Genomic DNA, 13,922 nt, shown 5'->3' on the forward strand with positions numbered 1-13,922 from the left:
TGCGCTAATCTGATGCGGTCCCATTTTCGCGGGGAAATTGATCCATGTCGCATTCTGCCCAGACACAGTCCATTCTCGACCGCATCTCCTTCTTGCGTATCGACGAACCCACCAAGGCAGTCCTTCGGGAATTCCAACCCCATCTCGCCCAGCGCATCGATCAGATCCTTGAGGAATTCTACGGCTACCTGCGCTCGGTCCCGCAGGTCGCGACGCTGCTCGCCAATCCCACGGTGGTCAGCCGGGCACGCGACATGCAGAAGCAGCATTGGCTGAAGAATGTTTTCACCGGCACCTTCGACGATGCCTACATGGCGCAGGTGCTGAAAATTGGGCAGGCCCACCAGCGCATCGGTCTGGAACCGCGCTGGTACACCGGAGCCTATTGCTTCACGCTGAACAAGCTGATCGATCTCGCCTATCAAGTCTACCGCAAGAAGCCGGAGAAGCTCGCCCAGCTGATGCAGGCGATCAACAAGGCGGTCTTCCTGGACATGGATCTGGCGACCTCGGTTTACGTCGACCTGAACACCGCCGCGATCATCTCGCGGGAGTTGGGAACCACCGCCGACTCGTTCGAGCGCGAGGTGAAGAGCGTGGTGCAGGCCGTGGCCTCCGCCGCGCAGCAACTCCAAGGCACCGCCCAGAACATGAGCCGCACCGCCGAAGAGACCAGCGCTCAGTCCACCCAGGTCGCTGCGGCGGCGGAGGAAGCCTCCGTCAACATCCAGACCGTCGCTGCGGCGGCGGAGGAGCTGACCGCCTCCATCGGCGAGATCAGCCATCAGGTAACCCAGTCGGCCGCCATCGCCGGCGAGGCCATGTCACAGGCGGAGCGCACCAACAACACCGTGCAGGGACTCGCCGACGCCGCCAGTCGGATCGGCCAGGTGGTGAAGCTGATCCACGACATCGCCAGCCAGACCAACCTCCTCGCCTTGAACGCCACGATCGAGGCGGCCCGCGCCGGCGAGGCCGGCAAAGGCTTCGCGGTCGTGGCCTCGGAGGTGAAGAGCCTCGCCAACCAGACCGCCAAGGCGACGGAGGAGATCAACTCCCAGATCGGCGCGGTTCAGGGTGCGACGCAGGATGCGGTGCTCGCCATCCGCTCGATCTCCGAAACCATCGCGCGGATCAACGATATCTCGACCTCCATCGCCTCGGCCATGGAGGAGCAGGGCGCCGCCACCACCGAAATCGCCCGCAACGTCCAGCAGGCGTCGATCGGCACCCGCGAGGTCAGCGAGACCATCGTGCGGGTCAATTCCTCAGCGTCGGACACGGGGTCGGAAGCGCGCAGCGTCCTGTCGGCGACAAACGAGCTGTCCATTCAATCGCACAATCTGCGGGCCGAGGTCGATCGCTTCCTGGCGCGGGTCCGGGCCGGCTGATCGTTTCAACGGACTGTGACCGGCGGCCTGATCAATGCCGCCGACTCACTGAGTTGAACGGCACTGAGTTGAACGACCCGTTTTCATGCGGGCGACACGGGCGTTGCCGTCAGAGAACGGTGCGGAGAACCGTATCGCTGACCTTGATCTTCGCCGCATTGGCCGCCGAACGGAGATCGTCGAGCGAACGCCAATGGCTACGGCCGCCGATGGTCGTCAAAGCACCATTCTGCATCGCCACGAAAAGGCCGGTGCGCCCGAGGTTGACAATCTTGATCATCGCGCGGTCCCTCCTCCCTCCTGGCGCTTTCTCTCGGCTTGAGAGTCGCGCCTTGTCGCCGAACGGCTGCGTCTTTGCTCCAAATCGTTTAGAGACTTATCAAGAATCATCCTATTTCGTCAACAATGACGATCGTCATATTCTTTCGGTTGTGGAATTCGTCCGTATGAGGCGATTACAAAATTATTTTCGTAAATTTTTCTCTTTCTGTTGCGTTTCACAGGAAGGTTTTGCTCGGCGAGACTTTCATCGGGCGCGGGGAACGCCGCCAGCGTCGATCCGTTCATTCCATCAGATGGTATGAAGTCCGGAGGAGGAATGGACGCCGCCACCGCGTCGCAGGATGTCATCAGCCTGCCCGTCGCAATTCGCCCGGCCTGCCGCACCGACCTGCCGGATCTCGAATGGTTCGGGCTGCACACGCCGCACCGGGAAATCCTCGCCACCGCCTTCCGTGCCCAGGAACGCGGTAGCGGAGCCTTGCTGGTGGCGGAGATCAACGGTTTTCCTGCCGGCCAGATATGCATCGACTTCCAGCGCAAACGGCATCTGCGCCGCGCCACGCTGTGGGCGTTGCGGGTGTTCCAGCCCTTCCGCAACCGCGGCATCGCCACACGGCTGATGGCCGCCGCCGAGGGCACCGCGCTCGATCACGGCTATTCGGAATCGGAACTGGGCGTGGATCGGGACAACGCCGGGGTCCTCGCCTTCTACGAGCGGCTGGGATACGAGTTGCGCGGCACCGAACGGGGACGCTATTCCTACCGCACCCCGGCCGGCGAACTGGTCCAGGTGCCCATCGATCAGTGGATTATGCGCAAACCCCTGTTCAGCCGGACGGCATGGCAGATTGGCGCCGGCTTTGCGCGGGTCACTCCGCCGCCAGCGCTATGAGCCGGGCCGGGCGACGGCGTGGCAGACGGATGCGCGCGCCGTCCAAAATGTCCGCCAGTTCCCGTGCGGAATCGGTGGCCATGCTCAGGGCGACCAGGGGAAGCCAGCGGTCGAACACTTGGGTCGTCACATCGCCTTCCCCAGCCTGCATGGCGGCCAGCGCGTCCAGAACCGCCAATTCGTCCATCCCGACCCGCGAACAGGAGGGGCAGCGGAACGCCGGCCGGCCGGCGTTGGTCACGGCGAAGGTTCCCAGGAGAGCGAACAACGGCAGCAGAGCCGACGACGGCACGCCGGCCACACCGAAGCTGGCCCGCATGGCGGCCATCGCGCCCGCCGTGCCGTGACGGAACCACTGCCGGAAACCGGTCAGCAGCGCACGCTCGGCCGTTGTCAGATCGGACACCGTCCAAGGGGACAACCTTCCCTCGCTCACAGAATCGCACATGTTGACCCCTCCCGACTGAAGTGACGGAGCCAATCTTAGACGACTCGCACATAGATTGCGAGTCATTCGCATTTGCATCTCGTGGACCTTCTGACGCAGGGCGCCCAAAGCGGGAAGCTGTGACAAAGCCCCGTGACATAAGCCGGCCTGTCCTGATGGAAAGGTGGGGTTAACCATATTCCGAGACCCTTCACACGCCCGCAGACAGGAGCGTGGAAGGATGAGGCGGACAGTCGGACAGGCGCTGCTCGGATTGGTGGCGGCGTTGGCAATGCTCGGTACGGCGCAGACCGCGGCGGCCCAGATTCACCTGAACCCGGCCTATGGCGACGGTGCCCTGCTCGGCCCGACCGTGGCCCGGGGCGCGGTGGTGTGGAGCCATGGCCGGTCGGTGGACGTGGAGGATTCGAACGCCCCCACCCCGCTCTACATGAAGACCATGAAGGACGCGGGGTGGGACGTGTTCCGGCTGGATCGCATGCGGGTCAGCGACACGCTGCCGAACAGCTCCCGCGCGCTGGCGGGTTATGCCGACCAGTTGAAGGACCGCGGCTACCGCAAGGTCGTGCTGACCGGCCAGTCCTTCGGAGCCTTCCTTTCGCTGATGGCCGCCGGACAGAGCGACCGGGTGGACGCCGTCGTCGGCACCGCCCCCGCCGCCTTCGGCAACTTCTCCGACTCCTACGACAGCTTCCGCGACAACGCGGCGCAGCTCTGGCCGATCCTGCGCGGCATCCACAACGCGCGGGTGATGCTGTTCTTCTTCCACGGCGACGATTTCGACCCGGGCGGACGCGGGGAATCGGCGCGCGGCATCCTGTCCTCGCGCGGGCTGGACCACATCGTGGTCGATCAGCCGGCCCTGCTGACCGGCCATGGCGCCGCGACGACCGGCATGTTCGTCCGGCGCTTCGGCACCTGCATCCTGCGTTTCGCCGAGGCGCCGCCGCGCCGGGGCGACCCCTCCTGCGACGAATCCTGGGGCCGCACGCCGAGCGCGGAGCTGATGCGGGCCGCGGCGCCGGAGCCGCGCACCGGCAGCGGCACCTCCTCCTCGGCGGGCACAGGCGCCCGCTCCTTCCTTGGCGTCTGGTACGGCGCCTACATCAACGGGCGGGAGATTGCGCTGGCGGTGGACCGGGTCGACGGCGACGCCGTCTATGCCGACTATGTGCTGGGGCCGGGCATGGAGGCCGACCAGCCGATGGAGCGCGCCCAGCGCAAGGGCCGCATCGAGAACGACGAGCTGGTGTTCGACGAGAAGGGGCGCAACGTGTTGCGCTACAGCGTCCGGACGGACGGGCGCCTGTCCGCCACCTGGCTGGACCGCTCCGGCAAGGGCCGTCTGGAGACGACGCTTCGCCGGATGGAATGAGCAATCACAGACGGTGGGCGATCACAGCCGGCGGGCGAGCGCCAGAAGCCCGCCGGCGCCGATCATCAGGCCGCCGGTCAGACGGTTGAGGGTCCGGGCCGCGGACCCGCTGGTCAGGCGGGCGCCGATGCTGTTGCCCCCGGTGGCGTAGGCCATGATCCAGCCGAACTCGATCACCACCATGATCGCCACCAGCGCCACGAGCTGCGGCATCAGCGGGGCCGCCGGGTCGATGAACTGCGGGAAAAGGGCGGCCATGAAGACCAGCGCCTTCGGGTTGCTGAAGGCAACCAGCAGCCCACGCAGGAACAGGCGATGGGCCGGGGCTTCCTCCGCCGCCGCGGCGCCGCTGACGCGCGGCGAGCCGTCCGGCACCGGCGCCCGCCACGCGGCGATGCCGAGCCAGGTCAGATAGGCCACGCCCGCCCACTTCACCGCCTGGAAGGCCGGCTCCGATGCCGCCAGCAGGGCGCCGAGTCCCAGAACCGACAGGGTGGCCATCGTCGTCAGCGCCACGCACATGCCGAGCCCGCCCCAGGCCGCGCGGCGCACGCCGTAGCGCAGGCCGAGACTCATCGCCAGCAGCATGTTGGGGCCGGGGGTCATCGACAGCACGAAGGCCGTTGCGAAGAAGAATCCGAGAGTCTGCCAGTTCATCGCCGTCTTCCGAAGGGGTCCAGGATGTCACCACGGCGCGGCGCGTCTGGCAAACGCCGCCTGTGCAAAGCTGGTCAACGCCGGTCCCGATTGGGCCGCCCTGGATTGCTCCCAACCGGAGCACGGTAATCCCACGGCGGCGTGCGCAGCCACTCCTCCAGGCTGCCCGGCGCCGCCGGGCCTTTCATATCCGGCCGCTCGGCCGACTGGATCGACTCGGGAGGATTCGAGCCGAGAAGCGCGCCGGGCCACACCCGCCCATCCCGGTCGACCCGCGCACGGTAGCGCAACCCCATGGAGGCGACGAACTCCCCCTGCCCGGTCGGGCGCCCGAACGCGAACCCGCCGACGTAGCGGTGACCGTCCGGCAGGGTCAGCATCCCCGGGCCGGTGGCAAGGCCATGCCGGAAACGGCCCTGGAAGATCGTCCCATCCGCGCGACCGCTGCGTCCAGGCCCCTCCGCCCGACCATCGACGAAGACCGCCTCGGTCCAATCCGCCGGCTCCGCCCCATCGAACATTTCAAGAATGCCGGCACCGTGAGCGAAACCATTGCGGCAGGCGCCGCTCCAGCGGACGGACCTCCCCCGGCTCGGATCAGGGTCGCGGACGCGGCAGCCGCTGACCGGGTCGGTCAGAACCCGCTCCGCCGTTTGCCGCTCCTTCCCTTGGACGGGGCTCGACAGGAACGCGCCCAGCGACAGAGCCGCCAGTCCGGCGAGCAGGAACCGGGTTCGCATGATCGGACACTCCGCATGCGCGCACAGCCTTGCGCGGGAGCGGATCCAATCACCGTGAGGAGGCCGCCGTCTGTGCCCTGCCTCTCACTTCACGCCGGTTTCGTCCAGCGGGCCGCCGCCACGTCGTCCGAATCCTTGGCCTCCACCCAGCGTTCACCCTCCGGAGTGGCCTCCATCTTCCAGAAGGGCGCCCTTGTCTTCAGCCAGTCGATCAGGAAGTGGCAGCTTTCAAAGGCCGCCTCGCGGTGGGCGCTGGCGGTGGCGACCAGCACGATCCGGTCGCCCGGCTCCAGCCGCCCGTAGCGATGGATGATCAGCGCGTCGTCGAGCGGCCAGCGCGCCCGTGCCTCCGCCTCGATGGCCTCCAACTGCCGTTCGGTCATGCCGGGATAATGCTCCAGCGTCATGGCGCTGACGGATTCGCCGCCGGCCATGTCGCGAACCAGCCCGACGAACAGGGTCACCCCGCCGATGCCGGTCTTTCCGCCGGTCATCGCGGCCAGCTCCGCACCGACGTCGAAGTCCTCGCTCTGCACCTTCACCGTCACGGCAAGGTTTCCTTTCTCAGCCGCCGGTGACGGGCGGGAACAGGGCCACCTCGTCGCCGGGGCCGACCGGGTGGTCGTAGGGCACATGCTCCTGGTTCACCGCGACCTTGACCACCGTGCTGTTGGCGAGCGCGTCGGCGTGCTTCGGGCTGCGGGTCTTCAGCCACGCCACCAGGGTGCCGACGTCCCGGACCTCCGCCGGCAGGTCCACCGTCTCGGTCGCCACGCCGATCTTGGTGCGCAGCCAGGCGAAATAGAGGATCTTCATCACCGAACCTCACTGAAAGGCAGGAAATCCACGATCATCCCCGGCTCGACGCGGGTGATCTCTTCCGGCAGTTCGACGAGCCCGTCGGACTCGACCATCGACGACAGGATGCCCGCCCCGTCGCGCGGGTGCTTGACCGCGGTCAAAACCCCGTCGGCGGCGCGGGCGAGCGTGGCCCGCACATACTCGCGCCGCCCCGCCTTCTTCTTGTAGGTAAAGCCCGCGCGCAAAGGGAACAAGGCGGGCGCCTCGTCCGCCGCCCCCATCAGCCGGAGCAGGATCGGGCGGGCGATGCGCAGGAAGGTGACCATGACCGCCACCGGGTTGCCCGGCAGACCGATGAAGACCGCTCCCTTGGCCGTGCCCAGCGCCACCGGCCGTCCCGGCTTGATCGCCAGCCGCCAGAAATGCAGGCCGCCCAACGCTTCCACCGCCGCCTTGACGTGGTCCTCCTCCCCGGTGGACATGCCGCCGGAGGTGATGAGAACGTCGTGCGTCTCCGCTGCTTCGGCCAAAGCGCCGCGAACGGCGTCGAGCCGGTCGGGCAGAATGCCCAGGTCGGTCACGCGGCAGCCGAGTTGGCGCAGCGAGGCGATCAGGGCGAAGCGGTTGGCATCGTAGATGCAGCCGGGCTCCAACGGCACGCCCGGCTCCCGCACCTCGTCTCCGGTGGAGAAGACGGCGACACGCAGAGCCGTGCGCACCGTCACCTCCCGCCGCCCCAACGAGGCGAGCAGGCCGATGTCCTCCGCCCGCAGCCGGCGTCCGGCGGTTAGGACGGTGCTGCCCTGTGCCATGTCCTCCCCAGCCCGGCGACGGTTGGCGCCGCGGCGGATGCCGGGGGGAATGGCGACGGTGCCCTCCCCCGCCTTGCAGTCCTCCTGCATCAGCACCGTGTCGAAGCCTTCGGGCATCGGGGCGCCGGTGAAGATGCGCACCGCCTCGCCGCGCCGCCCCGGACGGTCCAGCGCGTGGCCGGCGGCGACGCGCGCCGTGACCGGCAGCAGCGTGGCCGCCTCGGGCGTCAGGTCGTCGAAGAAGACGGCGTAGCCGTCCACCGCCGAATTGTCGTGGGGCGGCACGTTGAACGGAGCGACGACATCCTCGGCCAGCACATGGCCCAGCGCGTCGGCAAGGCCGATCCGGCGAGCCTCCGTGACGGGGCGGAGGCGGCCGGAGAGAAGCTCCAGGGCCCGATCCACCGCCATCATCTCCCCGCCGAAGGCGAAGCAATCGTCGCTAAGCTGAGCCATCGCCCCACTCCACCCCGCACACCGCTGTCCGACAACCTTATGTCGGACCACCCTGCTTCAGGCCGTCCGCCGTCTCAGACAGCCTGCCCCGTTGCCCTGCACCGGTCCAGCGCGCAACGCTCGATGATGAAGGACGCGATGGCCTCCTCGTCGTTCAGGTCGAACACGGGTACCCCGGCGTCCGGCACCGGCCCGTCGCTGGCGATCGCGACGATGCTCGGATCGTCGCGCGCGATCAGCGACTTGCCCACCGAGGCACGCCACACCTCGATCTTCTCGTGCGGCTCGCGTTTGAAGCCTTCGATCAGCAGAAGATCGACCGGCGACAGCTTCGGCAGCAGTTCGGTCAGGGACAGTTCCGGCTCGTCGTTTCGGATCTCATGCATCAGCGCCCAGCGGCGGGGCGAACTGACCAGCACCTCGGTGGCGCCGGCCTCGCGATGGTTGTGGCTGTCCTTGCCGGGATGATCGATGTCGAAGCCCTTGTGCGCATGCTTCATGGTCGAAACGGTCAGGCCACGCCGGATCAGCGCCGGGATCAGGCGAACGATCAGCGTCGTCTTGCCGCTGCCGCTCCACCCCGTCAGGCCGAACATCTTCATGGAAGCCCCTATCCTCCGCCTTGCCGCCCATCGCTGCGCGGGCGTTCCCCGGTCACATAGCAGAAACACACGGGCATGCGAACGGACAAACCGGATTTGTGGTCCGCTCTGCCGCCAGCCGGAAAGCCGTTTACGATAAAAAGCGACTCGGCCCCAAAACGCGGCTCAGCCCGGCGTGCGGGCCGGGTTGCCCGGCGCGCCCTTCCGGGGCTTGGCCGGCTGGTGGGCCATCATGTGCTTCAGCCCGGCGCGCATGTAATCCCAGCCGGTGACGAAGGTGAGGATCGCCGCCACCCACAGGCCCAGCGTGCCGATCAGCGTGACCGGGATGTGGACCGGGCCGTAGTCGCCGACGATCAGGAAGCCGATCGCCACCATCTGGATCGTCGTCTTCCACTTGGCCATCCAGGTGACCGGCACCCCGACGTTCAGCCCGGCCAGATACTCGCGCAGGCCGGACACCAGGACCTCGCGCAGCAGGATGACCACGGCGGCCAGCACCGACAGCCCAGACAGCCGGGCGAAGGCGACCAGCATGATCAGCGTCGCGGCGACCAGCAGCTTGTCCGCGATGGGGTCGAGGAACTTGCCGATGACGCTTTCCTGCTCCCAGGCGCGGGCCAGATAGCCGTCGAACCAGTCGGTGATGCAGGCCGCGGCGAACAGGGCGCAGGCCGTATAGGCGGCCCACGCCTCGGGCACGTAGAACAGCCCGACCACGACGGGAATCACCGCGATGCGCGACAGGGTGAGCAGGTTCGGCAGGCTGGTCAGCATCGGTCGCAACTCTGGAATCGGGGGAAACGCGCGGTGGGCGGCGTCATTCTAACCGTCTGAATGGAAATGATCGTATATCTTTTTCGCCACTGTCTTGCTGATCCCTTCGACCGACTCCAAATCCGCCAGACCGGCGCGGGAAACGGCGACGGCGCTCCCGAAATGGTGCAGCAGGGCTTTCTTCCGGCTGGGTCCGATTCCGGGAATCTCGTCGATCATCGATTTTCCCAACGCCTTGGTGCGCTTCGCCCGGTGGGTGCCGATGGCGAAGCGGTGCGCCTCGTCCCGCAGCCGTTGCAGGAAATAGAGCACGGGATCGCGCATTTCCAGTTGGAACGGCGCGCGGTCCGGCATGAAGAAGCGCTCGCGCCCGGCGTCGCGGTCCGGCCCCTTGGCGATGCCGACCAGCGTCACGTCGTCGATCCCCAGATCGGCCAGCACGCCCAGCGCCATGTTGAGCTGCCCGATGCCGCCGTCGATCAGCACCAGATCGGGCCAGGTGCCCTGAGTCCGCTCCGGGTCCTCCTTGATCGCCCGGCCGAAGCGGCGGGCCATGACCTCGCGCATCATCGCGAAGTCGTCCCCGGCGGCGCCCTCGGTCTTGATGTTGAACTTGCGGTAGGCGTTCTTGATGAAGCCCTCCGGCCCGGCGACGATCATGGCGCCGATGGCGTGGGCGCCCTGGACGTGCGAGTTGTCATAGACCTCGATCCGTTGCGGCGGGCCGTCCAGCCCGAACACCGTCGCCACCCCGTCGAGCAGCCGCGCCTGGGAGGAGCTTTCGGCCAGCCGCCGCCCATGGGCCTCCCGGGCGTTGGTCAGGGCGTGCTCGACGATGCGGCGCTTGTCGCCCCGCTTGGGCGCGGCCAACTCCACCCGATGGCCGGCGCGCAGCGCCAGGGCCTCGGTCAGCAGCTCCTGCTCCGGCAGGTCGTGGCTGACCAGGACGAGTCCGGGGGCGGCCTTGTTCTCGTAGAACTGGGCGATGAAGGCGGCCAGCACCTCCGGAGTCTCGGCGCTCTTGTCGTGGCTGGGGAAATAGGCGCGGTTGCCGTAGTTGCGCCCGCCGCGGAAGAAGAACACCTGCACGCAGGTCATCCCGCCCTCCGCATAGGCGGCGATCACGTCGGCGTCCTCGATCACCCCTTCGACGTTGATGTCCTGGTGCGCCTGCACCGCGGTCAGCGCGCGGATACGGTCGCGGTAGCGGGCGGCGGTCTCGTAGTCGAGATGCTCCGCCGCTTTGGTCATCTCTGTGACGAACTCCGTCTGGATGTCCCGGCTCTTGCCGGACAGGAAGGCGCGGGCCTGATCGACCTGCGCCTGATACTCCGCCGGGCTCACCCGCTCCACGCAAGGCGCGGTGCAGCGCTTGATCTGAAATTGCAGGCAGGGCCGCGTGCGTGCGGCGAACACCGTGTCGGCGCAGTTGCGCAGCAGGAAGGCGCGCTGGAGCGCGGTGATCGTCCGGTTGACCGCCCCTGCCGAGGCGAAGGGGCCGAAGTAGTCGGCGTCGCGCGACCGCGCGCCTCTATGCTTGGTCAACTGCGGATAATCATGGTCCTTGGTGATCATGATGTGCGGGAAGGTCTTGTCGTCCCGCAGCAGCACGTTGTAGCGCGGCATCAACCGCTTGATCAGATTCGATTCGAGAAGCAGCGCCTCGACCTCGGTGTGGGTCGTGACGAACTCCATGGTCTCCGTTTCCGAAACCATGCGCTGCAGCCGCACGGGCAGGCGGTTGACCTGGGTGTAGTTGAACACCCGCCGCTTCAGGTTCTTGGCTTTGCCGACATAGAGCACGGCCCCGTCGCCCGCCAGCATGCGGTAGACGCCGGGCGTCTGCGGCAGGGTCTTCAGGTGGTCGCGGATCACCTCCGCCCCCCGGGCGAGATCGGCGGGGCGCCGTCGCGGGGGTGGCGTGTTGTCCACGCCTCGGGTATCCGCGCCTGGTGCGTTGGCGCCCCGAAGGTCGGCGCCCAGAAGGTCGGCGCCCAGAAGGTCGGCGTTGTCCGTCTCCGGGAGGATGAGGTCCGTGGGGGTTTCTGCGGTGTCGGCCATGTCTCGAATGTCGTCGGGTCCGGGGAGGGGGTCAACCACCCCCTGTCCTGAATGGTTAAGACGAACGATCCACCTCTTCAGTGGGCATCCGTCGGGATATCCACGACTCCTGTGGATAAGTGTGTCGATAACCCAAGGGTTACCCCAGCGGAACCAAGGTGGCCCAAGGGATTCCAAAGCTATGCACAAAAATTGGGCATTTCACCTAAGACGTTGTTTTTACTGGAGACACCCCGAGTCAAGTCGGCACTTTGGCGCTGCGCCGCTATTTTTCCGGATCGTGCAAACAGCCCCTTGCGCCGATGAGGCCGGATGTGTACAACGCGCGGTCCTCTTGCCGGGGCGCCCAGCCCACCAAGGGGTTGTCCGCTGAACGGCCAGACGACTCCTGGCCGAACCGCCTATTCCGTTGGCACGAATCCCAAGGACGGCTGCGCCCATCCCAAATGCTCGCCACCGTCGAGCGCGACCATTTGCCCGGTGACCGACGGCGCGTCGATGAGGAAGCGCAAAGCCGCGCAGATCTCTTCCGGCGAGGGGCCGCGCCTCAGCGGAGTCGCGTCACGCTGCGCGGCGAACTCCTCATCTGTCTGCCGGACATTTTTCAACGTCGGGCCTGGTCCGATCGCGTTGACCCGGATGCGCGGGGCAAGCGCCATGGCGAGCGTCTGGGTCAACGTCCACAGGCCGGCCTTCGACAAGGTGTAGGAGATGAAGTGCGGGGTGAGGTTCCACACCCGTTGATCGATCATATTGATGATCAATCCCTCCGCGTCGCCCGGCACCTGAGCCGCGAAAGCTTGGCTCAACACGAAAGGAGCACGAAGATTCGCCTCCATGTGGCGGTCCCAGGACTCGCGGGTCACATCCCCCACCTCGTCCCGCTCGAAGCGGGAGGCGTTGTTGACCAGCAGCGACAGCGTGCCCAGCCGCTCGACGGCTTCGGGCACCAGCGCCCGCGCGTCCATCTCGCGCTCCAGGTCGGCCTGAAGCGCCACGGCAACGCCGCCCTGCCCGACGATCTGCGTCACCACCGCGTCGGCCTCGCTGCGGGAATGCCCGAAATGCACCCCCACCCGCCAGCCACGCGCCGCCAGATCGAGCGCGATGGCGCGTCCGATCCGCTTTCCCGCCCCGGTGACCAGGGCCGCTTTCCTCTTGATCTCCACCATGCCGCCATAGGTACCCTGCCACCCGTTCCGGTCAAGGGGGATCCCATCGGGTCGAACTCCGGACCGGTAGAAGACGCGCGGAGCAAGGTGCGGCCATGCTGAGGGAAGCCTTCGAGTATCTGACCACGCCCTGCCCGCCGTTGGCACGCCGCTATGGCTATCTGGCGGAAGCGCTGGCTCTCGGCGCCCGCCACCGGCGCCAGCGTCGAGCCTGGACTCCCCACGTCGAGGCCTGCCGCCGTTTCGTTCAGGAGGCCGCTGAGCGGACGCCGCGGGGCGGGCGGGCGCTGGTGGCAGGGTCCGGCTTGCTGATCGAGGTCCCGTTATCGGCACTGGCCGAGCGATTCAGAGAGGTGGTGCTGGTCGACATGGTGCACACCCATGCCGCTCGCCGACAGGCGCGGCGCCATTCCAACGTCCGTCTGCTCACCCTCGACGTTACGGGGGCGCTGGCGCCGCTGGACGCGGCCCTCTCCGACGGTTCGCCGCTTCCCTCTGCGGCGCCGCCGGACCTGCCGGGGGAGCGGTTCGCTTTCGCCGTGTCCTGCAATCTCCTGTCGCAGCTTCCCCTGCTGCCTTTGGACGCCATCGGCCGCAAGGCACCGAACACGCCGGAGGCGGAGCGGGAGCGCTTCGCCCGCACCCTGGCGCTCAATCACCGCTGCTGGCTTGCCCGCGTCGCCGAACAGGCCGCGCTTTTCACCGATACGGAGAGTTCCTGGTTGGAGAACGGCGCGATCCAGGAGCGCGAGGACTCCCTCTGGGGTCTCGACCTGCCCGCCCCCGACAGGACCTGGGATTGGGACATCGCCCCGGCCCCGGAGGAGGACCGGCGGCTCAGCCTGCGTCACCGGGTCGGCGCGTGGTTCACTCTTCCGGCCCCGACCGGTCCAGACCCAACTGGGCCCTGACGGCGTGGCAGGCGTCGCTTCCCGCCGTGAATTCACGGCAGACCAGGGGACGATGCTCATAGACGCTGCAAAAAACGGATTCGCCGAGGGTTCCCATCAGGGCGACGCAACGGTTGCCGTTGCACCGCATGCGTCCGTCCTCCTTCAGATGCTCCATGATGTCTTCACCGTCCCAATCGCCGATGAAGGTGGGCCATTCCCAGGAATAGGAGCAACAGGCTCCGCAGCTTTCGCAATCCGGTACACCATCCTGCGTCAGCATAGCACTCCCCATTCTTCCCCGTTTGTTCCCACGCCCCCCCCAGGCACAATGCCCGGACACGACGAGAAGCCGGCGCTTCCCACAGGGGAAAGCGCCGGCCTTGCCGTTCATGAAGCCGATTGTCAAGTGTGTTTGAGCCCTGCTCCGTGCACGTCCTTGGATGGTGTGGCGTGTGCCGTGGTGACCTGGCGGCGACCTACTCTCCCACGTCTTAAGACGCAGTACCATCGGCGCTGAGGCGTTTCACGGCCGAGTTCGGAATGGGATCGGGTGTTGGGAGCCT

General features: G+C 67.2%; 16 protein-coding genes and 1 rRNA gene. 4 read left to right on the forward strand and 13 right to left on the reverse strand.

Translation table 11 applies throughout. The features are described from left to right. The first annotated feature begins 44 nt into the window (after window positions 1–44). Entirely contained in the window at window positions 45–1,391 is a 1,347-nt protein-coding gene (locus tag AC1DVI_RS03640) for a globin-coupled sensor protein (RefSeq protein ID WP_149165890.1), read from the forward strand. 109 nt (window positions 1,392–1,500) lie between these two features. On the opposite strand, the gene AC1DVI_RS03645 is transcribed toward AC1DVI_RS03640, so the two are convergent. After that, window positions 1,501–1,671: a hypothetical protein gene (locus AC1DVI_RS03645; protein ID WP_170295888.1), complete on the reverse strand. Its 171-nt coding sequence runs from the start codon at window positions 1,669–1,671 to the stop codon at window positions 1,501–1,503. Between the two features lie 318 nt (window positions 1,672–1,989). Between AC1DVI_RS03645 and AC1DVI_RS03650 the strand changes: the two genes are divergently transcribed. Further along, window positions 1,990–2,565, forward strand: coding sequence for a GNAT family N-acetyltransferase (locus AC1DVI_RS03650; RefSeq protein WP_149165891.1), 576 nt, complete (start codon window positions 1,990–1,992; stop codon window positions 2,563–2,565). Here AC1DVI_RS03650 and AC1DVI_RS03655 read toward each other — a convergent pair. Next, window positions 2,543–2,971 carry a hypothetical protein gene (locus AC1DVI_RS03655; RefSeq protein ID WP_476956789.1) on the reverse strand — a complete coding sequence of 143 codons (429 nt, stop codon included), beginning with the start codon at window positions 2,969–2,971 and terminating at the stop codon, window positions 2,543–2,545. The genes AC1DVI_RS03650 and AC1DVI_RS03655 overlap by 23 nt on opposite strands. Before the next feature lie 262 nt (window positions 2,972–3,233). Here AC1DVI_RS03655 and AC1DVI_RS03660 point away from each other — a divergent pair, with 262 nt between their 5' ends. Beyond that, on the forward strand, window positions 3,234–4,388 hold the full coding sequence (locus AC1DVI_RS03660) for an alpha/beta fold hydrolase (protein WP_476956790.1): 1,155 nt from the start codon (window positions 3,234–3,236) through the stop codon (window positions 4,386–4,388). 21 nt (window positions 4,389–4,409) lie between these two features. On the opposite strand, the gene AC1DVI_RS03665 is transcribed toward AC1DVI_RS03660, so the two are convergent. The 9 genes from AC1DVI_RS03665 to AC1DVI_RS03705 form a co-directional block, all read right to left on the reverse strand. Continuing rightward, window positions 4,410–5,045, reverse strand: coding sequence for a LysE family translocator (locus AC1DVI_RS03665; protein WP_145626695.1), 636 nt, complete (start codon window positions 5,043–5,045; stop codon window positions 4,410–4,412). Window positions 5,046–5,119: 74 nt separating this feature from the next. Beyond that, window positions 5,120–5,785 (reverse strand): MORN repeat-containing protein, encoded by a 666-nt coding sequence (locus AC1DVI_RS03670; protein WP_476956791.1) that lies wholly within the window; start codon window positions 5,783–5,785, stop codon window positions 5,120–5,122. Between the two features lie 89 nt (window positions 5,786–5,874). Beyond that, window positions 5,875–6,333 carry a molybdenum cofactor biosynthesis protein MoaE gene (locus tag AC1DVI_RS03675; RefSeq protein WP_476956792.1) on the reverse strand — a complete coding sequence of 153 codons (459 nt, stop codon included), beginning with the start codon at window positions 6,331–6,333 and terminating at the stop codon, window positions 5,875–5,877. Window positions 6,334–6,349: 16 nt separating this feature from the next. Further along, window positions 6,350–6,601: a molybdopterin converting factor subunit 1 gene (gene moaD, locus AC1DVI_RS03680; protein ID WP_349597096.1), complete on the reverse strand. Its 252-nt coding sequence runs from the start codon at window positions 6,599–6,601 to the stop codon at window positions 6,350–6,352. Continuing rightward, window positions 6,601–7,854 (reverse strand): molybdopterin molybdotransferase MoeA, encoded by a 1,254-nt coding sequence (moeA, locus tag AC1DVI_RS03685; RefSeq protein WP_476956793.1) that lies wholly within the window; start codon window positions 7,852–7,854, stop codon window positions 6,601–6,603. Before moeA ends, moaD begins: the two co-directional genes overlap by 1 nt. 74 nt (window positions 7,855–7,928) lie before the next feature. Next, window positions 7,929–8,456 (reverse strand): molybdopterin-guanine dinucleotide biosynthesis protein B, encoded by a 528-nt coding sequence (gene mobB, locus AC1DVI_RS03690; protein ID WP_149165898.1) that lies wholly within the window; start codon window positions 8,454–8,456, stop codon window positions 7,929–7,931. A 165-nt stretch (window positions 8,457–8,621) separates the two neighbouring features. Beyond that, complete coding sequence (gene pgsA, locus AC1DVI_RS03695) at window positions 8,622–9,233, reverse strand: CDP-diacylglycerol--glycerol-3-phosphate 3-phosphatidyltransferase (RefSeq protein WP_109071245.1); 612 nt, start codon at window positions 9,231–9,233, stop codon at window positions 8,622–8,624. Between the two features lie 48 nt (window positions 9,234–9,281). Continuing rightward, complete coding sequence (gene uvrC, locus AC1DVI_RS03700) at window positions 9,282–11,294, reverse strand: excinuclease ABC subunit UvrC (RefSeq protein WP_476956794.1); 2,013 nt, start codon at window positions 11,292–11,294, stop codon at window positions 9,282–9,284. 401 nt (window positions 11,295–11,695) lie between these two features. Continuing rightward, complete coding sequence (locus AC1DVI_RS03705; RefSeq protein ID WP_476956795.1) at window positions 11,696–12,466, reverse strand: SDR family oxidoreductase; 771 nt, start codon at window positions 12,464–12,466, stop codon at window positions 11,696–11,698. A gap of 95 nt (window positions 12,467–12,561) precedes the next feature. Between AC1DVI_RS03705 and AC1DVI_RS03710 the strand changes: the two genes are divergently transcribed. Then, window positions 12,562–13,377: a hypothetical protein gene (locus tag AC1DVI_RS03710; protein ID WP_476956796.1), complete on the forward strand. Its 816-nt coding sequence runs from the start codon at window positions 12,562–12,564 to the stop codon at window positions 13,375–13,377. On the opposite strand, the gene AC1DVI_RS03715 is transcribed toward AC1DVI_RS03710, so the two are convergent. Both AC1DVI_RS03715 and rrf read right to left on the reverse strand, forming a co-directional pair. Beyond that, window positions 13,334–13,639 (reverse strand): YkgJ family cysteine cluster protein, encoded by a 306-nt coding sequence (locus AC1DVI_RS03715; RefSeq protein ID WP_476956797.1) that lies wholly within the window; start codon window positions 13,637–13,639, stop codon window positions 13,334–13,336. The two genes, AC1DVI_RS03710 and AC1DVI_RS03715, sit on opposite strands and share 44 nt — an antisense overlap. A 183-nt stretch (window positions 13,640–13,822) precedes the next feature. Continuing rightward, window positions 13,823–13,922 (reverse strand): 5S ribosomal RNA (gene rrf / locus AC1DVI_RS03720); the annotation flags it as partial.

The organism is Azospirillum sp. P4_B5 (assembly GCF_056402275.1).

Bases quoted from the DNA above. Each gene is read 5' to 3' on its own strand.
- AC1DVI_RS03640 (WP_149165890.1), top strand. From the start codon at position 45: ATGTCGCATTCTGCCCAGACACAGTCCATTCTCGACCGCATCTCCTTC.
- AC1DVI_RS03645 (WP_170295888.1), bottom strand. From the start codon at position 1,671: ATGATCAAGATTGTCAACCTCGGGCGCACCGGCCTTTTCGTGGCGATG.
- AC1DVI_RS03650 (WP_149165891.1), top strand. From the start codon at position 1,990: ATGGACGCCGCCACCGCGTCGCAGGATGTCATCAGCCTGCCCGTCGCA.
- AC1DVI_RS03660 (WP_476956790.1), top strand. From the start codon at position 3,234: ATGAGGCGGACAGTCGGACAGGCGCTGCTCGGATTGGTGGCGGCGTTG.
- AC1DVI_RS03665 (WP_145626695.1), bottom strand. From the start codon at position 5,045: ATGAACTGGCAGACTCTCGGATTCTTCTTCGCAACGGCCTTCGTGCTG.
- AC1DVI_RS03670 (WP_476956791.1), bottom strand. From the start codon at position 5,785: ATGCGAACCCGGTTCCTGCTCGCCGGACTGGCGGCTCTGTCGCTGGGC.
- moaD (WP_349597096.1), bottom strand. From the start codon at position 6,601: ATGAAGATCCTCTATTTCGCCTGGCTGCGCACCAAGATCGGCGTGGCG.
- moeA (WP_476956793.1), bottom strand. From the start codon at position 7,854: ATGGCTCAGCTTAGCGACGATTGCTTCGCCTTCGGCGGGGAGATGATG.
- mobB (WP_149165898.1), bottom strand. From the start codon at position 8,456: ATGAAGATGTTCGGCCTGACGGGGTGGAGCGGCAGCGGCAAGACGACG.
- pgsA (WP_109071245.1), bottom strand. From the start codon at position 9,233: ATGCTGACCAGCCTGCCGAACCTGCTCACCCTGTCGCGCATCGCGGTG.
- uvrC (WP_476956794.1), bottom strand. From the start codon at position 11,294: ATGGCCGACACCGCAGAAACCCCCACGGACCTCATCCTCCCGGAGACG.
- AC1DVI_RS03705 (WP_476956795.1), bottom strand. From the start codon at position 12,466: ATGGTGGAGATCAAGAGGAAAGCGGCCCTGGTCACCGGGGCGGGAAAG.
- AC1DVI_RS03710 (WP_476956796.1), top strand. From the start codon at position 12,562: ATGCTGAGGGAAGCCTTCGAGTATCTGACCACGCCCTGCCCGCCGTTG.
- AC1DVI_RS03715 (WP_476956797.1), bottom strand. From the start codon at position 13,639: ATGCTGACGCAGGATGGTGTACCGGATTGCGAAAGCTGCGGAGCCTGT.